Genomic DNA, 22,455 nt, shown 5'->3' with positions numbered 1-22,455 from the left:
GGGCCGCGTAGGGAATGGGGCCTTGGATTTTTTGCGCTTCGCGCGAGGATATTTAAGAGCCAGAGAAGAGCGGATTACTGCGCTGGCAGGTCGGGGCATGCTTCGCCAACGACGGTGCCGTCATAGGCCTTGTCACCGCAGTCGTTGAGTTCATGCCAGATGTAGCCACGCCCGTCAGACGTGATCGCCACGATCCGGTCAACACCGAAGTGGATGTTCTTCTGGCTCAGGAATGTGAGGGCCGTGCCCGCCTCGATTTCGGCACCGATGGCCCCTGCGTCGAAGCAATCGAACCAGCCCGGCGCGTTGCGCGGGTCGACCTTGTCGCTGACCACATAGGTTTCGGTCAGCATCGCAAGGCTGAGAGGCGTTTCAAAGCAGGCACGGTAGCGGATCGGCGAGCTGTCGGCGTCGATGGCGCGGAAGTTTTCCGACGGGATCGTCTCGGGCGCGTTGGTGGAAAGTGACACCAGTTCGACGCCTTGTGCGGGCATGGCAACCTCGCGATAGTAGCCGTAGACCTGAAGATAATAGAGCGTGATGCCCGCAATGGCTGCTGCGACCAAGATGACGCCTCCTACGATTTTACCGTTCATGCGGCATCCTCGGACCAGCCACCGGCGCGGGTCTGGACGAAGGCGTCGGCGCAGGCTTTGGCCAATGTGCGCACGCGTCCGATATAGGCCTGGCGTTCGGTGACCGAGATCACGCCGCGCGCGTCGAGAAGGTTGAAGATGTGGCTGGCTTTGATGCATTGGTCGTAGGCGGGGTGCGCCATGATGATGCGCTTGCCGGTCTTGGGGTCTGTCGCGCCCTGCGACAGGATCGACTGGCATTCGTTTTCCGCCTCGACGAAGTGGTCAAGCAACACCTCGGTGTTGGCCACGTCGAAATTCCAGCGCGCGTATTCTTCTTCGGTCTGTTTGAAGACGTCGCCATAGGACAGCGGGATGGGCGCATCAGGATCGTTGAAGGGCATGTCCATCACATGGTCCACGCCAAGGACATACATGGCAAGACGTTCAAGGCCATAGGTCAGTTCGCCCGAAACCGGGTGACAGTCATGGCCGCCGACCTGCTGGAAATAGGTGAACTGGGACACTTCCATGCCGTCGCACCAGACCTCCCAGCCCAGCCCCCATGCGCCCAGCGTCGGGCTTTCCCAATCGTCTTCGACAAAACGGATGTCATGCAGGGCCATGTCGATGCCGATGGCCTGAAGGGAGCCGAGGTAAAGCTCCTGGAGATTGGACGGGCTGGGTTTGATCAACACCTGGTATTGGTAGTAGTGCTGCAAGCGGTTGGGGTTTTCGCCATAGCGCCCATCGGTCGGACGACGGGAGGGTTGCACATAGGCCGCGGCCCAGGGGTTGGTGCCAAGCGCGCGTAATGTGGTGGCCGGATGGAAGGTGCCTGCGCCCACTTCCATGTCGTAGGGTTGCAGAATCGCACACCCCTGCCGCGCCCAGTATGTCTGGAGGGCGAGGATGATTTCCTGAAATGAACGGGGGCGCTGGACCGGGTCGGACATGGGATATTTGCCTTTGCTGCTGCGCGCCTTTCCTACGGCGCGCGGTGCCAAGGGTCAATTGGCAGCTTTGTGATGAATTGACGCGCAAGAAGCATGGCATTTTACATGCAATCCTGTTTTATCTATCGCAACTTTAAATCCGTGAGAGCACAATCCCTATGACGCGACTGTTTGTGGCCCTTTTTGCCGCCCTTTTCCTTGTACCTTTTATCGCGCAAGCCCAATCCGCAGACGACGTCGTGTGGATTCAAATCGAAGCACAGCCCAACCTTGCCACGGCCACGCAACGCGCCCGTGCCTACGGGAATACGCTTGAGGATGTGAACGGATTTTCGCTGGGCGGCGGCTGGTACGCCATCGCCGTCGGGCCCTACCTTCGGTCGGATGCGGAACAATTGCTGCGCGGCTATCTGCGTGACGGTCTGATCCCGCGCGACAGTTATGTGCAGGTGTCGCAGCGGTTTCGCCAGCAGTTCTGGCCGGTGGGCGTGAACGTGCTGAACATCCCACAGACTGCGCCGGTCGAACCATCCGGGACTGCAGCCCCCGTCGCGCCTGCAGAGCCAGCGCAAACTGCAGAGATTACCGAGCAGCCGCAATTGCCTGAACCATCGGCCGATGAAACCCAGGCAGAGGCACGGCGCAACGAACGCAACCTGACACAGGACGACCGTGAAACCTTGCAAGTTGCCCTGCAATGGGCCGGTTTCTACAACAGCAGCATTGACGGGGCATTCGGCCGGGGCACGCGTCAGTCCATGGCGGATTGGCAAAGCGCCAATGGCTATGAAGTGACGGGCGTTTTGACCACCCTGCAGCGGGCTGCATTGCTCGAGAAATACAATGCGGTCCTTGACGGGCTGGGATTGCAGCTTGTCCGCGATGCACGGGCAGGTATTGAGATCACCATGCCGACAAAGCTGGTTAGCTTTGCCACCTACGAGCCGCCTTTTGCGCAGTACAACGCCACCGGCGATATCAACGCGCGGGTTCTTCTGATCAGCCAGGAAGGCAATCAGGACACGCTGTTCGGCCTTTATGACGTGATGCAAACGCTTGCAATCGTGCCGCCCGAAGGCCCGCGCGAACGCAGGTCCAACCGGTTCGAACTGATCGGCGAAGATGGCCGGATCGTCAGCCAGACCCAAGCCTATCTTGAGGATGGTCAGATCAAGGGCTTTACGCTGATCTGGCCCGCGGGCGACGAAGACCGCCGCCGCCGCGTGTTTGCCGAAATGACCAAAAGCTTTACCCGGCTGCCGGGCGTTCTTGACGCAGCCGCGGGCGGGGGCGACGATCAGGCGATTGACCTTGTGTCAGGGCTGCAAATCCGGCTGCCGAAAATTTCGCGCTCCGGTTTCTTCGTCGACGGCAACGGCACCGTCGCCACCACCATTGAGGCGCTGCAAAGCTGTAGTCGGGTCACATTGGATGACGACACAGAGCTGGACATGATCGTGAATGATACGGCCAGCGGCATCGCGCTTCTCAAACCGCGCAGCCCATTGGCACCGATCGAAGTGGCCAACTTCAATACCGTCCCGCCGCGGCTGCAATCCGAAATCGCCGTGGGCGGTTTTCCCTACGCAGGCGTGCTTGGGGCGGCGACAGTCACCTTCGGGGCCCTGGCGGATGTACGCGGCTTGCAAGGCGAAGAGAACATTGCACGGCTGGAACTGGCAACGCAGGCCGGCGACGCAGGTGGGCCGGTGTTCGACAGCGACGGCCGGGTGCTGGGAATGTTGCTGCCCCGTGCCGGTGGCGCGCAGCAATTGCCCGATGACGTCAACTTTGCCGTCGAATCAACAGCAATTGCGGCTGTCGCGCAATCGGCAGGCATCGCGGTTCAGACAGCGGCGACGACAGGGTCACTGAAGCCCCAGGACCTGCGCGAAAAGGCGAAAGGTATGACCGTCCTAGTTAATTGCTGGGAGTGAAGCTTGATATCGGGACCGGAACTTACAAAAACTCCGGCCCCGATACATTCGAGAAAATCGATTAGCCCGTGATCTTCGGCGTCAGATAGATCAGCGTGGGGCGATCCGCTTTGAACGCTTTGTCCAATGCCCCGCGCAGGCTCTCCAGACTTTGGGGTGCGGCGGACAGCGCCCCGAACGCTTCGGCCAGTTTGCAAAAATCAGGGTTATGCGCGATGACCGCATTCGGCGCGATTTGCGCACGGGTCATGCTGTCTTCGATCTCGCCCAATTTGCCGTTGTCCCACAGGATGATCGGCAGCGGCAGACCCAGTTCGACCGCGACGCCCAGTTCCTGCATTGTGTAGTGGAACCCGTAGTCGCCGATGATTGCCATCGTCGGCAAACCCGGCCTGCCGATCGCCCCGCCAATCGCTGCAGGCGTCGCATAGCCCAAAGTGCCAAAGCCGGTCGGGTGATGCCAATGGCCCGGCCGATCCATGTCCCACACCTCTTGGGCGACATAGGCAATCTGGGTCATGTCGGAATAAATCATCGTATCTGCCGGAACCGCTGCACGCAGGGCATCGCACACCTCGACCAGTCCGGGCCGTTCGGCCTGCACCTGCCCCCGAAACGACGCTACCTGCGCAGCGACTGTATCGGTGTCCCAAAGGAACGGCTTGTCCTGTGGCCACGCCTCAAGACGGCGGGACAGATCATCGAAAAACATCTGCGCCCGGGCGTGGACGGCTACATCGCCAGCGCGGGTTTCCGCCAGCACGCTTGCGTCGATGTCGACGCGGACCATGGGGCAGTCGTGCCCCAGTTCGGGCCGCCACAGGTCCACCTCGGCCAATTCCGTGCCGATGGCCAGCACCAGATCGGCCTGCGCGAAAACCTGCGCGCTGCCGGGCCGCGCGAGGCACGCGCCAAGACAGTGTTCGTCCGCAGCGTCGACGGCTCCTCTCCCGGCATAGGTCGTGACGACAAGCGCACCGGCCTTCCGCAAAATCCCCGGAATAGCAGCGTTCGGACCTGCACCACCGCCCAGCACGAAGACGGGTCTTTCTGCGGCGTTCAAAAGAGCTTCGATCCTGTCCATCTGGCCGAACTGCGCGGCTTGGGGCGTGTGATCAAGCGTTCCCTTTTCAGGTGCTGCGGCGGCATCTGATCCCAGCACGGCGATCGGCACCTGAATATGCTTGGACCGCGCGCGCGACGTGTCGAATTCCACCAGGGCGCGGTCGATCAGCTGATAGGCCGCATCCGCCGTGCGCGCTTCAAAAGACCAGTCGCAAACTGTTTCTGCTGCCGCGCGCTGGTCTTTCATCTGATGCAGCTGGCCCTTGCGCGCCGCCGTTTCGTCCAGACAGCTCGAGATCACCAGAACCGGCACCGAATCGCTGTAGGCCTGCCCCATCGGGGTCATGATATTGCACAGGCCCGGCCCCGTGATCACATAGGCCATGCCGGGCTTGCCCGTCGCGCGCGCATAGCCATCCGCCATAAAGCCGGCCCCCTGTTCGTGGCGCGCCAGCACATGGGTCAGGCCGGCTTCTTCGATGCCGCGGTACATTTCTTGATTATGCACCCCCGGAATGCCGAAAATCACCTCGACCCCGCGATCCTTCAACATATGCGAAATCTGCGCGCCCAAGGGGCGGGTTTGAGCATCTGACATTTAAGCTCTCCAGAACTTGAAAGTGAAAATCACGTAAACTGCCATAAGTTCCAACCGCCCGATCAGCATCGCTGCGGTCAGAATCCATTTGGCTGTATCGTTGAGTGTGCTGAAGTTTCCCGAAGGCCCGATGATATCCCCCAGACCGGGCCCGATATTGGCCAGCGCCGCCCCTGCCCCTGACACCGATGTGACGAAATCCAGCCCCGTCATGCTTAACGCCACGGCCACCAGCCCGAATGTAAGCGTAAAGAACATGAAGAACGACATGACCGAGATCATGACATCGCCGCTGATCGGTCGGCCGTCATAGCGTGGCGTAAAGACACCGTGGGGCGAACGGATCCGCTGTAGCTGGGCGCGGACCGATGCAAACAAAAGCTGATAGCGGAAGATCTTGATCGAACAGGCGGTCGACCCCGCGCAGCCGCCGATCAGACCTGTAAAGAAGAACAGCGCCACCGGGAACGACCCCCAGGTCATGTAATCGACCGACGCGTACCCCGTGCCCGAAATGATCGAGGTGATGTTGAACAGGGATTCGCGCAAGGATTGTTCCCAATGATGCGGGAAAACCCCTTGGATCGCCACAAAGACCACGCCCACAAGCACGATGATCGTCAAAAGGAACCCACGCACCTGCGGGTCGCGGTGCAGCGCCAGCGGTTGCCCGTTCAGCAGTTGCACGTAGCGTACAAAGGGCAACGCGGCGAGGCACATGAAAAAGGACGCCGCATATTCGGCGTTCCCGGAAAACTGCCCGAAAGAAGCATCATAGTTGGAAAACCCGCCCGTCGACACCGTGGTCAGGGCATGAACCGTCGCATCGAACAAATTCATCCCCAACGCCAGATAGGTCAACACGCAGGTGAAGGTCAGCCAAAGGTAGATCCCCGAAATCTGGGTCGCAATCTGGCCCGCACGTGGCAGGATCTTACCCAGGGTGTCGAACGCCTCGGACTTGAAAATCTGCATCCCGCCCACGCGAAGTTCGGGCAGGAAAACCATCGCAACAACGATGATACCGATCCCGCCAAGCCATTGCAGAATACCGCGCCACAGCAGCAGGCCCTTTGGTAAGTCATCAAGGCCGGTAAAAACCGTCGATCCTGTCGTGGTCAGGCCCGACATGGCCTCGAACACCGCATCGACAAAGCGCGCTTCGGTGGCCCCCAGCATAAAGGGCAGCGCGCCGAACAAGGGCAGCATCACCCAAACGCCTGTCGTCAGCAAAAAGGTCTGCTGGATGGTCAGCCCTTCTTTGATGCCATTGGCGCAAGCCAGCGCGATCAGACTGCCGCCGAGGAATGTGATCAGCCCTGCTTCGACAAAGACGGGCCAGTGCCCGCGCCCTTCGGCAATGTCCATCAACATCGGTGCAACCATCGCAATGCCAAGCACCGCAACCAACAGGCCGATTACATATCCAACGGGGCGCATGTCCAACATAGGGCGCAGGGTTGGCGCGGCAGCGCGTCGCTGTCAAGGATCAGGCTGGTAAGAAACGAAAAACGGCCCGGACTGTGATCAGTCGGGCCGTTGTTTCACGTAGATGCGACGCATCTTACATGTAGTACAGATCACGAAAGACGTGGTGGACCAGGTTTTCGCGCTTCAGGTTCATCGCGTCCAGTTCCTCGTCTGTTTTTGCTTCCAAACGGCGCAGATATTCAACGCGGCCGTTCATTGTGCTTGCGGTCCCGATGGTGGTGCCGATGGAAACGAAGAATGCGCCGATGGATGTCAGAACGGATTTGAAGCCGTCAAAGCTGTTGTGCGCGTATGTGTTGATGTAGGCCATGTGTTACCTCAAATAATGTTGGCTCTTGGTGCCGGTGGCTCCCTTGACACCCAACATAACCTATTCAGGTGGAATGAGAATTGCCGTTTCTGCATGGCAGCATCCCGATCGCGCTGCACCGCAGCACAACTGATTTCAAAAAACAGGCAACCCACGCAAAAAGCCGCACAAAACATGTGCGGCTTTAAAACTCCACTCCAAGGCCGGTACCGAACGGGATGTCTGGTCAGCCGACGTGAAATAAGGTGCTGAACAACTTGGGGTCGATACTTTGCGCGGCGAATGTATCGCCTTCGGTCAGAATACTGATCGCGTCATGGCTGTGCAGGCTTTCCTGATGGCTGGCGATCACGCGGAAATCACCGATGCGCGGATCGGCTTGCAACTGTTCGCAAAACAGCCGCGCAGCGTCTTCGACAAAGATCGGGTTCGCGGCATTCAATTCCGCAAAGGCCTGTTCATCCTCGCGCTTGACCATCACTTGCGTTTCTGTCGGCACAGCACGCCGCGCGACTTCGATCAGGTCCTCGAACCAAAGACAATCCGCGTCGTAATTCACATCGACCGAAATTCGCGCGACCGACCTTTGCGAATGGGGGGTCGCCAACTGCCCCCGCGTTGCGCGGGCGTGTTCGGACAGTTCGAGGGAACAGGGACAGGTTGAGGAATAGACATAGTCAAGATGCATGATCTTCTTGCGCACCCCGGCCCTTTCTACCAATTCCAACGCAATGTCGTAATATTGATAACCGGACAGCCCAGACCGCAGGCTTTTGATCTTCATCGGAAAGGAAAAACGCATTTGGATGCGCGCGTCATAGCTTTCCAGATCAGCCTTGTAATCGTCCAGCGCGGCTTCCATCACCTCAAAGCTGAAGGTCGCATCGCCGTGCTTGTAGAAGCTGCGCATGATGCGGGACATGTTGATGCCCTTTTTATCCGCTTCAAGGCTGACCGATCCGGTCACCGAAGTCTCAAGCGTCAGATCGCCGTTGTCGCGGGTGTGAAACTGAACAGGCAGGCGGAAATTGGAGATGCCCACGTGTTGGATCTGCTGCTTCGCGCCTTTGATCAGGCTGGAGGGGCCGTTTTGCAGGTCGGGCAACGTCGCCTTGTAATTGTCACCGACCGCGAAATCATCGGGATAGACCCGGCTGAAATCCGGGTAATCCTCGACGTTTTTCAGAAGCCGCGCCAAAGACGGGTCCAGCGCGTCAATCTCGGTCTGGCTGGCGTCGGACGCCCAGGCGCGCAACGTATCCAGCGCGGCAACGGCCGCGTCGCGGTCCGGCGCGACGGTCACAGGTGCGATGACGTTCATGATAAGGCCCCCCTTGGCAAGCTGTATCACATATAGGCCACCGATCAGACCGTTTCCAACATTCTGTCCGAAATATCGGACAGAATGCCGAAAAATTTATCCTGCGCGGTCCAGCGCCTGTTTCAGATCCGCGATCAGATCGCTTACGTCCTCGAGCCCCGCAGACAGACGCACGAGGCCGGGCGAGATGCCTAGGGTGTCTTTTTGATCCTGCGGCAAACGCTGATGCGTGGTGGTCGCCGGATGGGTTGCGATGGATTTTGCATCGGCGAAGTTATTGGAAATGCTCACAATCTCAAGCGCGTTCAGGAACTTAAAGCAGGCTTCCTTGCCGCCCTTCACCTCGATTGCCAACACGGTCCCGGCCGACGGTGCCTGCGTCAGGGCAAGCTCATGCTGCGGATGCGAAGGATGTGTGGGATAGCGCACGGCGCTTAGCATCGGGTGGCCATCAAGGGCCTGGGCCAGTTGCAGGGCTGCATCAGCCTGTGCACGCACGCGCAGGTCGATGGTTTCCAGCGCCTTCAGGTGCGTCCAGGCGGTAAACGGGTTCATCGCGCCGCCGGTGTGTTTCATATAGGCCTCGATCGGGCCGCGGACCAGTTCCTTGGACCCGCAGATCGCGCCCCCCAACAGACGGCCCTGCCCGTCCACATGTTTGGTCGTGGATATGATCGCGATGTCGGCACCGCATTCGCGGGCATAGGAAAACACCGGCGTGGCCATCGCGTCATCCGCCAGCACCAGCGCCCCAACGGCATGGGCCGCATTGACGACATGGCGCATGTCGACGACTTCAAGCGTCGGGTTCGAGATGCTCTCAAAGAACACCATCCGCGTGTCCGGACGAATGGCAGCGTCCCATGCGGCGTTGTCCGTACCGTCGATCAAGGTAACCTCGACACCGAACCGCCCAAGGATATCTTCGAGCACGTAAAGGCATGACCCGAACAGCGCGCGGGCCGCGACCACATGATCGCCCGCCTTCAGCAACGCCGTCAACGCGCCGCTGACCGCAGCCATGCCGGACGTGCAGGCAAAACAATCCTCATACCCCAACATCCCGGCAATCCGGTCTTCGAACATGCGCACGGTCGGGTTGCCGTAGCGGGCATAGATGAATTCATCGTCGGTCAGGGACTGAAACCTTGCCTCGGCTTGCTCGGCACTGTCATAGATGAACCCTTGGGTCAGGAACATCGCCTCAGACACTTCGTTATACTGGCTGCGGCGGCTGCCCATATGAACGGCCTTGGTGCGCGGTTTCCAATCGTTGCTCATCTTTTTCTTCCTTCCGGCCCGCAGGATCGCGGACATAAAAAAACCCCAGACGCGGTCAAGCGAAAGGGGGCTTTCATCCTGACCTTTTAGCGGAATTTCGACAGGTCACCCTGCCCGTGGCCCGCAATCCGGTAACAAATCACCACGCCAGTCTGCTACGCCTGTGCGCGTGCGACGTCAACACCGTCACAGTGGTGTAACAAAGCTTTCATGAGCGGGTCATAGCCTTATGCCAACAAAGTCCCACAATATGTAGATAAAGGCCCCTCATGCCCCTGATCCGGTTGAACGTCAGCCCTGAAACGGGCCGCATCGCCGTACTCCTTTCGCCGCAATGCCCCCAGCGTGCGCTGGCATCGGCGGCGCGGGGCAGCGGCCCGATCACCCTGATGATCCATGGCTACAAGTACCAGCCCGGCTCAGTACGGCATTGCCCGCACAGGTCGATCTTTGACGCGCATACGGGCTGGCCTGCGCATTTGGGGATGACCGCCGGGGCCGGGCTGGGCGTCTGCTTTGGCTGGGCCGCGCGTGGATCCCTGGCACGGATGTTTGAAACGGCGCAGCAGGTGGGCAGGCAATTGGCGCAGGTTGTCATGACCTTGCACAGGGCCGCACCGCACCGCCCTGTCCATCTGATCGCCCATTCGATGGGGGCCGAAGTCGCGCTTTCGGCCTTGTGTCACTGTGACGAAGGGGCCGTGTCGCGGGTCGTGCTGATCACCGGGGCCAGTTTCCAAAGTCATGCCGCCCGCGCCCTGCGCAGCCCCGCTGGCAAAACCGCGGAAGTTTTCAACATAACAAGCCGCGAAAACGACCTGTTCGACTTTGTCTTTGAACGCCTGCTGGGCCAAGCCGCCGCCGACGACCGCGCCCTGGGCCAGGGAATTGCCGCGCCGAACGCGCTGAACATCCAGCTGGATTGCCCTGTGACACTGGCAGGGCTTGCCGCCCTTGGCTGCCCCATCGGCCCGCCCCAAAGCCATATTTGCCACTGGTCAGGCTACACACGCCCCGGCGCACTGGCATTTTATGCGCAACTTCTGGCGCAGCCGAATGTCCTGTCCCTGCCCCGCGTGGCGGACATGCTGCCGCCACAGCCTAGCCCGCGCTGGTCAAGACTCCCCCTTGCGAGCCTGACAAAAACACGCATCATGGGCCGACTTCCAGCTTAGGAGCGTGACCCAGTGACCCAGCCCATTGATCTTTATTATTGGCCCACGCCCAACGGCTGGAAAATCTCGATCGCGCTCGAAGAAATGGGGCTGCACTACACCACGCATCTGATCAACATCGGCGCAGGTGAACAATTCGCCCCGGAGTTTCTGAAGATCGCACCCAACAACCGGATGCCCGCGATCGTGGACCCGGACGGGCCGGACGGCGCGCCGGTTTCGATATTTGAGTCCGGCGCGATCCTGCAATACCTTGCGCGCAAGACAGGACAGTTCGGCGGGCGGACCTCGCGCGAACAAATCGCGGTCGAGGAATGGCTGATGTGGCAAATGGGCGGACTGGGGCCAATGGCCGGCCAAGCCCATCATTTCCTGAAATACGCCCCCGCTATGGACCCACCCAACGACCTGCCCTACGCAAAAGACCGTTACCGCGCCGAAACTGCGCGGCTTTACGGCGTGCTGGACCGGCAACTGACACTGCATGAATTCGTGGCCTGCGACCAGATCACAATCGCGGATTTTGCGATCTGGGGGTGGGCATCGCTGTGGGAAGGCCAGCAGCAAACGCTGGAGGACAAACCCCATATGGCGCGCTGGCTGGATGTGATGGGGGCGCGTCCGGGCGTACAGGCGGGGCGTGCGCTTTATGCTGAAAAGCGGGCGGATTTCCGCAGTGACAAGGGCGCGCAGTCAACGCTGTTCAAAAGTAAATGATGCTGCGTCGACCCTTGAAGGTTTGGACTGTCTGTGCCTGAAGCCCTGCAAAACGTTCAGTTTCTGGTCTACGCCGCGGGTGCCTGTTATGTGATGGGGCTGCTCATCATCAACCAGATCATCCTGCGTCTGCTGCTGATGTGCGGGACCGGATTTTACATCGTCTATTACGCCTTTGTCGCGGATCAACCCCTTTGGGAGGCGATCTATATCAGCGGCCTGATCGGCTGCGCCAATATGTTCGGACTGGTCGGGTTGCTGGCACGCAACTCGCGGCTGGCCATCCCGCGCGCGCACAGCGACATTTATCACAACTTCCCCGGCCTTCCGCCCGGTGATTTCCGCACACTGATGCGCCATGCAAAACGCTACAGACTGGACGCCCCGACCAAGCTGACCACCGAAGGTGCGCCGATGACGCGGATGTTCTACACCTTGTCCGGCGAAACCTGGATCACCAAGAAGCACGACAGTTTCATGATCCGCCCCGGTGTTTTCGTGGGCGAGGTCGCGTATCTGACGGATCAGCGCGCCTCGGCAACAACGGTGATGTCCAAAGGGTCGGAGATTCTGGAATGGTCCAGCGCCGACCTGCGGCGGCTGTCGCAGAAATCCACCCGCTTCAAAATGGCGCTTAACGCGACGCTGTCGGTGGATATGGCGCAGAAGGTCGCGTTTTCCATCGCCCCGTCCGAGGTCACATCACACCCCGATCAAGCGAAGGCGAACGTTCGGTCCGAGCGGGCCTGAAACCGGCCCCTAGTCCTTCTCCAACGCGTAAGCCTGAAACACCCTGCTTTGCGCCATGAAAAAGATGAACACCGCCGCCGTCAGTCCGAAGGTCTTGAAATAGACCCATGTTTCGGTGCTTGCGAAACGCCAGATGACTTCATTCGCCAGCGCCAGCCCGAAAAAGCACAGCATCAGGCGCTTGGTCAGAATCATCCAGCCCGCCTCCTGCAACGGCATCATCTCTTCCATCAGAAACTTGAGGTAGGATTGCCCGCGCAGCAGCCCGACGGCCAGAATCAGGCCGAACAGCAAATAGATCACCGTCGGCTTCATCTTGAAAAACCGCTCGTCGTTCAACCAGACCGACAGCCCGCCGAACACCGTCACCAGGATCACCGTTGCCACCTGCATCCGGCTCAGCTTGCCGGTCAAAAGCCAAAGGGCCGCCGTCGATGCGATCAGCAAAGGGACGAAAGCGGCCGTCACGAGGATGAAGCCGCTGTATTCGGTCCCGCCAATCGTGAAAACATCATCCTTGAAGTACATGTAGGCCACGAAAAAGAGCAGCACAGGCCCGAAATCGAGCGTTGATTTCACAATCGGATGGATCGCGCGTTTTTCAGTCATCGGGAACTCCTTCAGCCACCAATCTCAACTATCACAGCGCCCGCGGCAATCAATGCCATCAGCGCAATCCGGCGCGGGCCTACAGTTTCTTTCAACACCAGCCAACCGATCACCGCCGCAAACACGGTCGAAGTTTCGCGCAGAACCGCCGCTTCGCCGACCTTGTCCAGCCGTGTGGCCATCATGATCGCGCCAAAGCTGAAGAACGCCACGATGCCACCCGCCATTCCCCGTGTCATCAAAGGGCCAAGTGCGGGCCGATTGTCCATGCGCTGCCAGCGACGGGCAGCGATAAAGGGCATCACCACACCGTCGATCATGAAAAACCATGCCAGAAAGGTAAACGGGTTTTCGCTGGCACGGATCCCGTAGGCGTCAAAGGTGGTGTAAAATGCGACGAACAGGCCGGTCAGCACAGCCAGCCCAAGGGCCGCGTTCAGCGTGTCCCTTTCGGAGACCAGAAACACCATGTTGTACAGAGCCAGACCAAAGATCCCCGCCATCAACACGGCCACCCCCAGCCACTGGATGCCGGTAAAGCTTTCGTTGAAGATCAGATAGGCCCCGATCACGGTAAACAGCGGCCCCGTGCCGCGCACCACCGGATATACCACGGTATAAGCGCCCTTGGTATAGGCCCAGGCCTGCAGGATCTTGTAGACGATATGGATCGCCCAGGCCCCGGCAAAAATGACCCACATGTGCGGTTCAGGCCACGGCACGACAAACAATGCAAAAGGCGCTGCCATGACACAATAACACGCGTCGATCGCGCCCCGCGTCAGCCAGGGATCATGCCGCCCCTTTTGCAGCGCACCAAAGACCGCATGCAGGAACGCCGCCAGAATAGCGAGGATCAAGGCAACCTGATGCCCTTGCGCAGTGCCCTCTATCTGGGCAAGCCAATCTGTCACTGGGGATCAAGCCCCATCAGCGCATCCGCAAATTCCTGCGGGTCAAAGGGTTGCAGATCGTCGATCTGTTCACCGACCCCGATCGCGTGGATCGGCAGACCGAACTTATCCGCCAACGCCACCAGCACACCGCCTTTAGCCGTGCCATCCAGCTTGGTCATGACAAGACCGGACACATCAGAAATCTCCTGGAAGACCTTGACCTGATTAAGCGCGTTCTGACCCGTCGTCGCATCCAGCACCAACAGCGTGTTATGCGGGGCGGTGGCGTCTTTCTTGCGGATCACGCGCACGATCTTGGCCAGTTCCTCCATCAGGTCGCCGCGGTTTTGCAGGCGTCCGGCGGTATCGATCAGCAACAGGTCTGCGCCATCGCGTTCGGCCTGCCCCATCGCCTCGAAGGCAAGGCTGGCCGGGTCGGACCCTTGGGCCGCCGTCAACACGGGCACGCCCGCACGGTCGCCCCAGACCTGCAATTGTTCGACTGCGGCGGCGCGAAACGTGTCACCGGCGGCAATCACCACATGCTTGCCCGCCGCCTTGAACTGGCTGGCGAGCTTGCCGATCGTAGTCGTCTTGCCCGACCCGTTCACGCCCACGACCAACACAACCTGCGGTGTCTTGGAATACAGCGGCAGCGGTTTGGCGATCGGGTCCATGATCCGCGCAATCTCGGCAGCCAAGAGACGTTTGATTTCGTCGACAGACAGACGCTTGCCAAAGCGCCCTTCGGCCATGTTCGCTGTCACCCGCAGCGCCGTATCGACGCCCATGTCGGTCGAGATCAACAGCTCTTCAAGCTGCTCCAGCATCTCGTCATCCAGCACCCGACGCACCACGGGTGCCGACGTATCGCGCCCCAGCAGTCGGCCCATCAGACCGGGCTTGGCCGGGCCGGGTTTGGCAGGGTTTTCTGTATCCAAATCGGAAACAGCGGGCTGAATTGTTTCGCAAATGGAAACGGGCTCGGGCGCTTCCTCTGCGTCGGCTGGCAGAGGCGCGGGTTCGTCATCCACGGCCTCGGGCAAGGCTTCGACAGCCGCTTGCGGCGTCTCCATCACTTGATCTACGGGGGCTTCGTCGATGGTTTCGGGCGCTTGCACCGCGCCGCCGTCTTCGACAATCGCCTCCAGCCCCGCGTCGATCTTGGACGAGGATTTGAACAATTTGGTTTTCAGCTTTTTGAAAAAGGCCAAGCGTGCTCTCCGGAAATGGTGTCAGGCGTCGTCTGTTGACTACGATCTACAGCCTCATTCGGCGAGAGGAAAGGGTGCCGACAAGATTTGACGCCCCACACGACCCGAACAGCAAAAAGGCCGCCCGATAGCGGGCAGCCCTTTGCCTGAACGTCGCTGGTGCGTGCGATTACACCTCGTCGGGGAAATGCTTCATCACCAGCCGGATCGGGTTCGGGGCCGCTTGCCCCAGCCCGCAGATCGACGCATCGACCATGGCTTGGGACAATTCCTCCAACAGGGGTTTATCCCAGCGATCCGCCTGCATCAGCTTGACCGCCTTTTCGCAGCCGACACGGCAGGGCGTGCACTGGCCACAGCTTTCATCCTCAAAGAACCGCAGCATGTTCAGGGCGGCCGCCTTGGCGCTGTCATGTTCTGACAACACCACCACCGCCGCCGATCCGATAAACGATCCATGCGGTTGCAATGTATCGAAATCCATCACCACATCCGCCATGGATGCTGGCAACAGGCCCGAAGACGGCCCGCCGGGTTGATATGCCTTGAACACATGCCCGTCGGCCATGCCGCCTGCGGCGTCGATGATATCGGTGATCGTCGATCCGGCCGGCAGCAGATACATGCCCGGATTGGCGACGCGGCCCGACACGGAATAGCTGCGCAGGCCCTTGCGGTCATTCTTGACCGTGCTGTTCAGCACCTCGGGCCCCTCGCGGCACACCCGCGCGACCCAGTGCAATGTCTCGACGTTATGCACCAAAGTCGGGCGGCCAAAGATGCCGACCTGCGCCACATAAGGCGGGCGGTGCCGTGGCATGCCGCGTTTGCCTTCGATGCTTTCGATCATCGCGGATTCCTCGCCGCAGATATAGGCTCCGGCCCCGCGCCGCAGGTCGATATAGCCAGGCTCGACAATGCCCGCCGCTTCCAGCGCCGCGATTTCCGTGCGCAGCAGTGCCAGTACCTGCGGATATTCGTCGCGCATGTACAAGAACACCTTGTCCGCCTCGACGGCCCAGGCGGCGATCAGCATCCCCTCAAGGAAATGATGCGGCACACGTTCCAGATACCAGCGATCCTTGAACGTACCCGGTTCGCCCTCGTCCCCGTTGACGGCCATATAGCGCGGGCCCGCATTGCCACGGACAAAGCCCCATTTCTTGCCCGACGGGAAACCCGCCCCGCCAAGACCGCGCAGTCCGGCCTCGAGCAGTTGGTCCTGCACCGCTTCCCAATCGCCGGTGGCGCGCAGGGTTTTCAACGTCTCGTACCCCCCGTCATTGGAATAGGCGGCGAAATCTTCATAATCGGGCACATGCACATGGATGTCACCTGCGGCGATTACCGCCTCGACCTTTTCAACCGTCGCGTGATCCACAAAATTATGACCGATCTCAAGCGCGGGTGCGGTATCGCAACGGCCAATGCACGGCGCACGCACGACACGCACCTGCGTTGCGTCCAGCCCCTCCTCGAGCGCAGCCTTCAACTCCTGCGCCCCCGCCATCTCGCAGGCCAGAGAATCGCAGATGCGGATCGTCAAGGCAGGCGGTGGCACCTCTCCTTCTTTCACCACATCGAAATGCGCGTAGAAGGTGGCAACCTCATAGACTTCGGCCATGCTCAGTCGCATTTCTTCGGCCAGCGCGCGCAGATGGGCGGCGGACAGATGGCCGTATTCGTCCTGAATCAGATGCAGATGTTCGATCAGCAGATCGGCACGGCGCGGTTTGTCGCCCAGCAAGGCGCGCACCTGATCCCAAGCGGCATCATCCAGCTGACGTCCCTTGGTGTGGGTGCGCCCCTTGCCCTTGCCGGATTTCCAGACGCCTTTTTCGGGGCCTTCCCCTGATTTCTTGCGATCATCCAATGCCATGTTTCGGCCCTTCGTTAAGTTCTTGCGGGCAAGCTATCAAAAAAGCATCCTTGCTCACATTCGAAAAACGACCTTTCCGTTGCGCTTTACGCGGTACCCGCGACAGGCTGCGTCCTTTTTCGCGCCGCATTTCGCCTATAAGAAACCTGCAAACCCTGACGGGACCAAGACGGAGCCGATAAGATGATCTGCTATGCCATCGCCAGCCTGACCCCTGCCGTGCTTTTGGCGCTGGCCTGCGTGTTTGGCGGGCCCTGGCCGCTGGCGGCCTTGCTGTCGATCACCGTGCTGGTGTTTTTCCTCGACCGTATCGCGCGGCTGACGCCGACGCGGGATGACACGGGGCGCGGTCTAAGCCTGATCCTTGCCGCCGCGCATTTTACCCTATTGCCCTTGGCGGTTTGGGCGTTGGCCGGGAACAGCGGATCAGGTGTTTCGGACAAGGTGATGATCTACCTCGGTGCGGGATTGTTTTTCGGGCAAATCTCGAACTCCAACGCGCACGAGCTTATCCATGCGGGTACCCGATGGCCAAGACGCATCGGCACGGCGATCTATTGTTCGATCCTGCACGGGCACCACGTGTCCGCACATCTTCGGGTGCACCATATCCACGCTGCGACTGATGCCGACCCCAATTCGGCACGTCTGGGCGAAGGGTTTTATGCCTATGCGTTCCGTGTTCTGCGGGGTGAGTTCTTGGCGGGCCTGCGCGCCGACACCCGGCACCGCGCGCGAGGGAGCGACCAAACCGCGCTGACGCATCCTTATGTCGGGTATCTTGCAGGGGGCGCGCTGTCGCTTGGCTGTGCCGCGCTCATCGCTGGGGGGCGTGGCGTGGCCGCCCTGCTGGCCATCGCCTTTTATGCGCAGATGCAATTGCTGCTGTCCGATTATGTGCAGCACTACGGGCTGCGCCGCCAAAGACGCAGCGATGGTCGCATGGAACCCGTCGGCCCGCAGCACAGCTGGAACGCACCGGCGTGGTATTCGTCAGCGATGATGCTGAACGCGCCGCGCCATTCGGACCACCACCTGCGCCCTGCCCGCGCCTTTCCCGCGCTTGAGGTCACGCCGGATACGATGCCGGTGCTGCCACGATCCCTGCCGGTGATGGCGGTGCTTGCGCTGGTGCCCCCGCTTTGGCGGCGCATCATGGACCGCCGCGTGGCGCGCTGGCAGAAACCTGCCTGAGGGCGGATCATCCTCACTGGATCAGCCGCACCCTTTCTGTCAGGTTGAAAGCATGAAACATATTCTCGCCCTTCTCGCGTTGATCACGGCGGCCCCGCTGGCGGCGCAATCCCCCATGACAGCCGAACAGTTCGACGCCTACACCCGCGGAAAAACCCTGTTTTACAACAGCAACGGGCAGACCTACGGGGCGGAACGCTACCTTGAGGACCGCCGCGTCGAATGGTCGTTTCTGGATGGCGAATGCAAGCCCGGTCAGTGGTACGAGGATAACGGGCAGATTTGCTTTACCTATGACGACAACCCCGATGCGCAATGCTGGACATTCCAGCTGGGCACCGGCGGTCTGATCGCCCGGTTCGAGAACAACCCGACGACGACCGAGCTTTATGAGGCGGAAGACATGGACGAGGAACTTCTGTGCCTCGGCCCCAAAATCGGGGTCTAGAACAAACTGCCCTGTTCAGGCGGCTTTTTCGCAGCCTTGCGCGGTCCGGCCTTGCCGCCCACCTGCATGCGGCCATCGGCGAATTCAATCTCGAGCGATGTGGCATCCTGCGCGGCCTTTTTGGTCGTGACCAGCTTGCCGTCACCGCGCACGACGGCATAGCCCCGCGCAAGCGTGGATTTATAGCTGAGCATCTCGTGGACACGGTCCAGCCCCGCAATCTGCTTGCGCCAGCCAGCGGTCTGCCGCAGCCCCGCGTCTGAAAGGCGGCGCGCAAGGCTTTGAAACGCCTCGGCTTTGCGCTTTTGATCCTGCACCAATGCCTCTGGCCGAAAGCGCGCTGAAAGGCCCGCAAGGCGTCGCTGCTCGGACTGCAAGGCGCGCGTAAGCGTGCCGGGACGCAGGACGCCGGATATGTTCGCCAGCCGCACTTTACGTTTCTGAACGCCCGCTGTCAGCGCAGGCCCAAGCCGCCCGCCCAGAACATCCACCCTTTGCCGCGGACCATCGAGCAAGCTGTCTGCCCGTGGCAAGGCCCGCGCCATGTCGCGCAACCGCTGATCGCGCCGCGCAAGCCCCTGGCTTAGCGCGCGGGTCATGCGCGCCTCTTGGCCGTCCAGCAACGCGACCAGTTCGTGGCGCACGGGAACAGCCAATTCAGCGGCTGCCGTGGGCGTGGGCGCGCGTTTGTCCGACACATAATCGATCAGGGTCGTGTCCGTTTCGTGCCCCACAGCCGAGATCAGCGGAATCTCGGACAAGGCTGCGGCCCGCGCCACGATTTCCTCGTTAAAGCCCCACAGGTCTTCGACCGACCCGCCGCCGCGCGCGACGATCAGCAGATCAGGCCGCGGAATCGCCCCGCCGAAGGTCAGTTTGTTGAACCCTTCGATGGCACGCGCAACCTCGGGCGCGCATTTCGCGCCTTGCACGGCCACTGGCCAGATCAGGACCTTGCGCGGGAAACGATCGCGCAGACGGTGCAGAATATCGCGGATCACGGCCCCCGAAGGCGACGTGACCACGCCAATCACATCAGGCAGATACGGCAGCGCGCGTTTGCGTTCAGGGGCGAACAACCCCTCGGCCGCCAGCGCGGCCTTGCGTTTTTCCAACAGCGCCATCAGCGCGCCCATGCCCGCCGGTTTGATGTCTTCGATGACGATCTGATATTTCGATTGCCCGCCGAACGTGGTGATGCGGCCCGTGGCGATCACCTCCATCCCCTCTTCGGGCTGGGTTTCCAGACGGGCGGCCACGCCTTTCCAGATCACGCCGGAGATGACCGAGGCATCATCCTTGAGGTCGAGATAGATGTGACCCGACCGCGGACGGCTGACGCGCCCCACCTCGCCCCGAATCCGGACATGACCGAATTCGCTCTCGATCACCCGCTTGATCGCGCTGGAAAGCTCGGTCACGGTGAATTCCGGGCTGTTCTGGCCCGGGGCCGGTTCGTCGATGAGATCCATGCGCGCGTCCTTGTGTCTTTGTCAGCCCCAGCTTAGAACGCGCAGCAACCAAGGCCAAGGGAGCGTATTCATGAACATCCTCATTTTGGGCAGCGGCGGGCGTGAACACAGCCTTGCCTGGGCCGTTTTGCAAAACCCCAAATGCGACAAGTTGATCGTCGCACCGGGCAATGCGGGCATTGCCGCCATTGCCGACTGTGCCACCTTCGACATCAACAATGGCGCGGCGGTGGTGGAATTCGTCGCCGAGAACAACATCGATTTCGTGATCATCGGGCCCGAGGCACCGCTTGCCGCAGGGGTTGCCGATGATTTGCGCGCCGCCGGTGTGCTGACCTTCGGACCGTCAAAGGCCGCCGCAGCACTTGAGGCCTCAAAGGCCTTCACCAAAGAAATCTGCGATGCCGCAAACGCCCCCACGGCGGCATATGGCCACTTTACCGATGCAGCATCTGCGCGCGCCTATCTGGCCGACCATCCTGCCCCAATCGTGATCAAGGCCGACGGTCTGGCCGCAGGCAAAGGCGTCATCATCGCCGAGACGGATGCAGAAGCGCTTGCCGCCGTGGACACCATGTTCGACGGTACCTTTGGCGATGCCGGGGCCGAGGTGGTGATCGAAGAATTCATGGACGGCGAAGAGGCGTCGTTTTTCGTGCTATGCGATGGCGACACCGTGTTGCCCATTGGCACGGCACAAGACCACAAGCGTGTGGGCGATGGTGACACGGGCCCCAATACCGGCGGCATGGGGGCCTATTCGCCCGCGCCAGTGTTGACCGACGCGATTGCCGAACGCGCCCTGGACGAGATCATCCGCCCCACCATGGCCGAGATGGCCGAGCGCGGAATGCCTTATCAAGGGGTGCTCTACGCGGGTCTGATGATCAAAGACGGGGCGCCGCGTCTGGTGGAATACAACGCGCGGTTCGGGGACCCTGAATGTCAGGTGTTGATGATGCGGCTTGGGGCGCAACTGTTTGATCTTCTGCACGCCACGGCCGAAGGACGGCTGAGCGAAATGCGCGTGAATTGGGCGGAAGATCATGCCGTCACCGTTGTCATGGCCGCTTTGGGTTATCCGGGGGACTATGCCAAGGGCAGCGTTATTGGCGGGTTGGATGATTTGCCGGAGGACAGCCGGAACATGGTGTTCCACGCGGGCACGGCCCAACAGGATGGCCAGATCGTCGCGAATGGCGGGCGGGTGTTGAACGTGACCGCGCGCGGCGAAAGCCTGGCGGAAGCGCAGGCGCGGGCCTACCGTATGGTTGACGCCATCGATTGGCCGGGCGGATTTTTCCGGCGCGATATCGGCTGGCGGGCCTTGGATTGATCAGGCATTGACTGGGGGCTAGCCCCCAGACCCCCAGGATTTAGGACCATTTGGAAAACAGGTTGGCGCTTGCCAGGTTAGGCCGGGTTGAGGTCGCAGGCGATTGCTTTGGCGATGTTGGTCGGGGAGAATTCCTCGGTGAAGCTTTCGGGGATCAGAGTGTTATTTTGGAACCTGACGGCAACCATGGCGGTGCGGCCCGTTCTGCGCCACGGCATCTGGGCCAACAGTATTTCCGGCCCCTTGTCGCAGGTGCGAATGCCGCCTGCGATTGTCGCGTCGCCGATACGGTGGTTCGTAAGACCTTCGAGGGTGCCCAAGCGGGTCAGGGACGATCCATCAAACGCCAGCAATTCGAGCCGACCCGCAAGATGTGGTGTCACGACCATGGCAACCTCCAGGCGGCCGTCGGACGTGAAATCAGCCGCCCCCACTGGCGCAAGCCAGCGGTTCTTGCGACCGATGTGGTCTGTTTGCGCCAGACGACCTTTTGGGCCGTAAATCACCAGCCGCGCCCCCGACGGCAGACTGCTTTCCACGACGATGACTTCGGGGCTGCCATCGCCGTCCAGATCTGCAAGACGCGGAGCGGTGTCCTCGAACACCAGATTTTCGGGAAGTATAAAGCGACGAACAATCCCGTCGTCCAGCGACACCTCAAGCGTTCCCCATTCGATCGCATCGCTAAGAACACCGTGGTCATAGCGGGTCGTCGGATCAGCGTATTTGGCTGTGAGAATTGTCTCGGACCAGCCAAGGCCCGGTGCCAGCAACGCCCCGACCACATACAACACCGGGTGTGCGCGGCGGATGATACGACGCAAAAAGCGCGACGGAAGACGCCGCGCTTCCGCCAGCATCAGATCTGCTTTTCCGGCATTTGCACGCGCAAGCCGTCCAGCGCATCCGTCACCTTGATCTGGCATGTCAGGCGCGACCGCTCAGGGTCGGGCTGATAGGCGAAATCAAGCATGTCTTCTTCCATGTCATCCTTGGCCGGAACCTTTTCGACCCATGCCGCGTCTACATAGACATGGCAGGTGGAACAGGCGCATGCCCCGCCGCAATCGGCCTCGATCCCTGGAATGTTATTGTCACGCGCACCTTCCATGACGGTCAGGCCATTGGCCACTTCGACCACATGTTCTGTGCCGTTATGTTCTACGTAGGTGATTTTGGCCATCGTGAGCCCCTTCTTGATAAAAACTTGCCCCATATGTAGTCAGCGAAG

General features: G+C 60.6%; 21 protein-coding genes. 7 read left to right on the top strand and 14 right to left on the bottom strand.

Translation table 11 applies throughout. The features are described 5' to 3' along the window. Positions 1-74: 74 nt before the first annotated feature. The gene (locus RGAI101_RS00470; protein WP_008227640.1) at positions 75-596 is read right to left on the bottom strand and encodes a DUF6446 family protein; all 522 of its coding nucleotides are present in this window, start codon (positions 594-596) and stop codon (positions 75-77) included. Beyond that, positions 593-1,531: a glycine--tRNA ligase subunit alpha gene (locus RGAI101_RS00465; protein ID WP_008226521.1), complete on the bottom strand. Its 939-nt coding sequence runs from the start codon at positions 1,529-1,531 to the stop codon at positions 593-595. The genes RGAI101_RS00470 and RGAI101_RS00465 overlap by 4 nt, the downstream gene beginning before the upstream one ends. A 158-nt stretch (positions 1,532-1,689) precedes the next feature. Between RGAI101_RS00465 and RGAI101_RS00460 the strand changes: the two genes are divergently transcribed. Further along, positions 1,690-3,468, top strand: coding sequence for a serine protease (locus tag RGAI101_RS00460; RefSeq protein WP_008225019.1), 1,779 nt, complete (start codon positions 1,690-1,692; stop codon positions 3,466-3,468). A 61-nt stretch (positions 3,469-3,529) separates the two neighbouring features. Here RGAI101_RS00460 and RGAI101_RS00455 read toward each other — a convergent pair whose 3' ends face one another. The 5 genes from RGAI101_RS00455 to RGAI101_RS00435 all read right to left on the bottom strand — a co-directional run bounded on the left by RGAI101_RS00455 (position 3,530) and on the right by RGAI101_RS00435 (position 9,534). Next, a complete protein-coding gene (locus tag RGAI101_RS00455; RefSeq protein ID WP_008227994.1) occupies positions 3,530-5,131 on the bottom strand; it encodes a thiamine pyrophosphate-binding protein in 1,602 nt (533 codons plus the stop codon). Beyond that, complete coding sequence (locus RGAI101_RS00450) at positions 5,132-6,580, bottom strand: TrkH family potassium uptake protein (RefSeq protein WP_050763167.1); 1,449 nt, start codon at positions 6,578-6,580, stop codon at positions 5,132-5,134. Between the two features lie 115 nt (positions 6,581-6,695). Next, entirely contained in the window at positions 6,696-6,932 is a 237-nt protein-coding gene (locus RGAI101_RS00445; RefSeq protein ID WP_008228462.1) for a hypothetical protein, read from the bottom strand. 226 nt (positions 6,933-7,158) lie between these two features. Then, on the bottom strand, positions 7,159-8,253 hold the full coding sequence (gene folE2 / locus RGAI101_RS00440) for a GTP cyclohydrolase FolE2 (protein ID WP_037226964.1): 1,095 nt from the start codon (positions 8,251-8,253) through the stop codon (positions 7,159-7,161). 96 nt (positions 8,254-8,349) lie between these two features. After that, positions 8,350-9,534: an aminotransferase class V-fold PLP-dependent enzyme gene (locus RGAI101_RS00435; RefSeq protein ID WP_037226961.1), complete on the bottom strand. Its 1,185-nt coding sequence runs from the start codon at positions 9,532-9,534 to the stop codon at positions 8,350-8,352. A 269-nt stretch (positions 9,535-9,803) separates the two neighbouring features. Between RGAI101_RS00435 and RGAI101_RS00430 the strand changes: the two genes are divergently transcribed. The 3 genes from RGAI101_RS00430 to RGAI101_RS00420 are packed head-to-tail and all read left to right on the top strand — an operon-like array spanning position 9,804 to position 12,176. Further along, positions 9,804-10,709: a DUF726 domain-containing protein gene (locus RGAI101_RS00430; RefSeq protein ID WP_008229336.1), complete on the top strand. Its 906-nt coding sequence runs from the start codon at positions 9,804-9,806 to the stop codon at positions 10,707-10,709. A 12-nt stretch (positions 10,710-10,721) separates the two neighbouring features. Continuing rightward, positions 10,722-11,426, top strand: a complete 705-nt coding sequence (locus RGAI101_RS00425) for a glutathione S-transferase N-terminal domain-containing protein (protein WP_008225363.1) — start codon at positions 10,722-10,724, stop codon at positions 11,424-11,426. Positions 11,427-11,459: 33 nt separating this feature from the next. Beyond that, complete coding sequence (locus RGAI101_RS00420; RefSeq protein ID WP_008224985.1) at positions 11,460-12,176, top strand: cyclic nucleotide-binding domain-containing protein; 717 nt, start codon at positions 11,460-11,462, stop codon at positions 12,174-12,176. 9 nt (positions 12,177-12,185) lie between these two features. Here RGAI101_RS00420 and RGAI101_RS00415 read toward each other — a convergent pair whose 3' ends face one another. From RGAI101_RS00415 to RGAI101_RS00400, 4 genes are all read right to left on the bottom strand, one after another. Next, complete coding sequence (locus tag RGAI101_RS00415; RefSeq protein ID WP_008229312.1) at positions 12,186-12,785, bottom strand: inner membrane-spanning protein YciB; 600 nt, start codon at positions 12,783-12,785, stop codon at positions 12,186-12,188. A gap of 11 nt (positions 12,786-12,796) precedes the next feature. After that, on the bottom strand, positions 12,797-13,699 hold the full coding sequence (locus RGAI101_RS00410; protein ID WP_008226744.1) for a DMT family transporter: 903 nt from the start codon (positions 13,697-13,699) through the stop codon (positions 12,797-12,799). Next, complete coding sequence (ftsY, locus tag RGAI101_RS00405) at positions 13,696-14,895, bottom strand: signal recognition particle-docking protein FtsY (RefSeq protein WP_008225838.1); 1,200 nt, start codon at positions 14,893-14,895, stop codon at positions 13,696-13,698. The genes RGAI101_RS00410 and ftsY overlap by 4 nt, the downstream gene beginning before the upstream one ends. Positions 14,896-15,064: 169 nt before the next feature. Continuing rightward, positions 15,065-16,774, bottom strand: coding sequence for an NAD(P)H-dependent oxidoreductase subunit E (locus tag RGAI101_RS00400; protein ID WP_008228586.1), 1,710 nt, complete (start codon positions 16,772-16,774; stop codon positions 15,065-15,067). A gap of 183 nt (positions 16,775-16,957) precedes the next feature. Here RGAI101_RS00400 and RGAI101_RS00395 point away from each other — a divergent pair, with 183 nt between their 5' ends. Both RGAI101_RS00395 and RGAI101_RS00390 read left to right on the top strand, forming a co-directional pair. Beyond that, a complete protein-coding gene (locus RGAI101_RS00395; RefSeq protein ID WP_008229022.1) occupies positions 16,958-17,968 on the top strand; it encodes an alkane 1-monooxygenase in 1,011 nt (336 codons plus the stop codon). Positions 17,969-18,020: 52 nt separating this feature from the next. After that, positions 18,021-18,416 (top strand): hypothetical protein, encoded by a 396-nt coding sequence (locus RGAI101_RS00390; protein ID WP_037226958.1) that lies wholly within the window; start codon positions 18,021-18,023, stop codon positions 18,414-18,416. Here RGAI101_RS00390 and xseA read toward each other — a convergent pair. Then, positions 18,413-19,888 (bottom strand): exodeoxyribonuclease VII large subunit, encoded by a 1,476-nt coding sequence (xseA, locus tag RGAI101_RS00385; RefSeq protein ID WP_008225341.1) that lies wholly within the window; start codon positions 19,886-19,888, stop codon positions 18,413-18,415. The genes RGAI101_RS00390 and xseA overlap by 4 nt on opposite strands. Positions 19,889-19,958: 70 nt before the next feature. Between xseA and purD the strand changes: the two genes are divergently transcribed. Then, a complete protein-coding gene (gene purD, locus RGAI101_RS00380) occupies positions 19,959-21,224 on the top strand; it encodes a phosphoribosylamine--glycine ligase (protein WP_008228208.1) in 1,266 nt (421 codons plus the stop codon). Between the two features lie 77 nt (positions 21,225-21,301). On the opposite strand, the gene RGAI101_RS00375 is transcribed toward purD, so the two are convergent. Together RGAI101_RS00375 and RGAI101_RS00370 are read right to left on the bottom strand one after the other, a co-directional pair. Continuing rightward, entirely contained in the window at positions 21,302-22,084 is a 783-nt protein-coding gene (locus RGAI101_RS00375) for an FG-GAP repeat domain-containing protein (protein WP_008228284.1), read from the bottom strand. Then, positions 22,084-22,407 (bottom strand): 2Fe-2S iron-sulfur cluster-binding protein, encoded by a 324-nt coding sequence (locus RGAI101_RS00370; protein ID WP_037228819.1) that lies wholly within the window; start codon positions 22,405-22,407, stop codon positions 22,084-22,086. The genes RGAI101_RS00375 and RGAI101_RS00370 overlap by 1 nt, the downstream gene beginning before the upstream one ends. Between the last annotated feature and the right edge of the window lie 48 nt (positions 22,408-22,455).

The organism is Roseobacter sp. GAI101 (assembly GCF_000156335.1).
Lineage (GTDB): Bacteria > Pseudomonadota > Alphaproteobacteria > Rhodobacterales > Rhodobacteraceae > Sulfitobacter.
Note: the sequence above shows the minus strand (reverse complement) of the source record. Positions and strands in the feature narration are given on the sequence as shown.

Coding starts and splice junctions, on each gene's coding strand:
- RGAI101_RS00470 (WP_008227640.1), bottom strand. CDS start 596: ATGAACGGTAAAATCGTAGGAGGCGTCATCTTGGTCGCAGCAGCCATT.
- RGAI101_RS00465 (WP_008226521.1), bottom strand. CDS start 1,531: ATGTCCGACCCGGTCCAGCGCCCCCGTTCATTTCAGGAAATCATCCTC.
- RGAI101_RS00460 (WP_008225019.1), top strand. CDS start 1,690: ATGACGCGACTGTTTGTGGCCCTTTTTGCCGCCCTTTTCCTTGTACCT.
- RGAI101_RS00455 (WP_008227994.1), bottom strand. CDS start 5,131: ATGTCAGATGCTCAAACCCGCCCCTTGGGCGCGCAGATTTCGCATATG.
- RGAI101_RS00450 (WP_050763167.1), bottom strand. CDS start 6,580: ATGTTGGACATGCGCCCCGTTGGATATGTAATCGGCCTGTTGGTTGCG.
- RGAI101_RS00445 (WP_008228462.1), bottom strand. CDS start 6,932: ATGGCCTACATCAACACATACGCGCACAACAGCTTTGACGGCTTCAAA.
- folE2 (WP_037226964.1), bottom strand. CDS start 8,253: ATGAACGTCATCGCACCTGTGACCGTCGCGCCGGACCGCGACGCGGCC.
- RGAI101_RS00435 (WP_037226961.1), bottom strand. CDS start 9,534: ATGAGCAACGATTGGAAACCGCGCACCAAGGCCGTTCATATGGGCAGC.
- RGAI101_RS00430 (WP_008229336.1), top strand. CDS start 9,804: ATGCCCCTGATCCGGTTGAACGTCAGCCCTGAAACGGGCCGCATCGCC.
- RGAI101_RS00415 (WP_008229312.1), bottom strand. CDS start 12,785: ATGACTGAAAAACGCGCGATCCATCCGATTGTGAAATCAACGCTCGAT.
- RGAI101_RS00400 (WP_008228586.1), bottom strand. CDS start 16,774: ATGGCATTGGATGATCGCAAGAAATCAGGGGAAGGCCCCGAAAAAGGC.
- RGAI101_RS00395 (WP_008229022.1), top strand. CDS start 16,958: ATGATCTGCTATGCCATCGCCAGCCTGACCCCTGCCGTGCTTTTGGCG.
- RGAI101_RS00390 (WP_037226958.1), top strand. CDS start 18,021: ATGAAACATATTCTCGCCCTTCTCGCGTTGATCACGGCGGCCCCGCTG.
- xseA (WP_008225341.1), bottom strand. CDS start 19,888: ATGGATCTCATCGACGAACCGGCCCCGGGCCAGAACAGCCCGGAATTC.
- purD (WP_008228208.1), top strand. CDS start 19,959: ATGAACATCCTCATTTTGGGCAGCGGCGGGCGTGAACACAGCCTTGCC.
- RGAI101_RS00375 (WP_008228284.1), bottom strand. CDS start 22,084: ATGCTGGCGGAAGCGCGGCGTCTTCCGTCGCGCTTTTTGCGTCGTATC.
- RGAI101_RS00370 (WP_037228819.1), bottom strand. CDS start 22,407: ATGGCCAAAATCACCTACGTAGAACATAACGGCACAGAACATGTGGTC.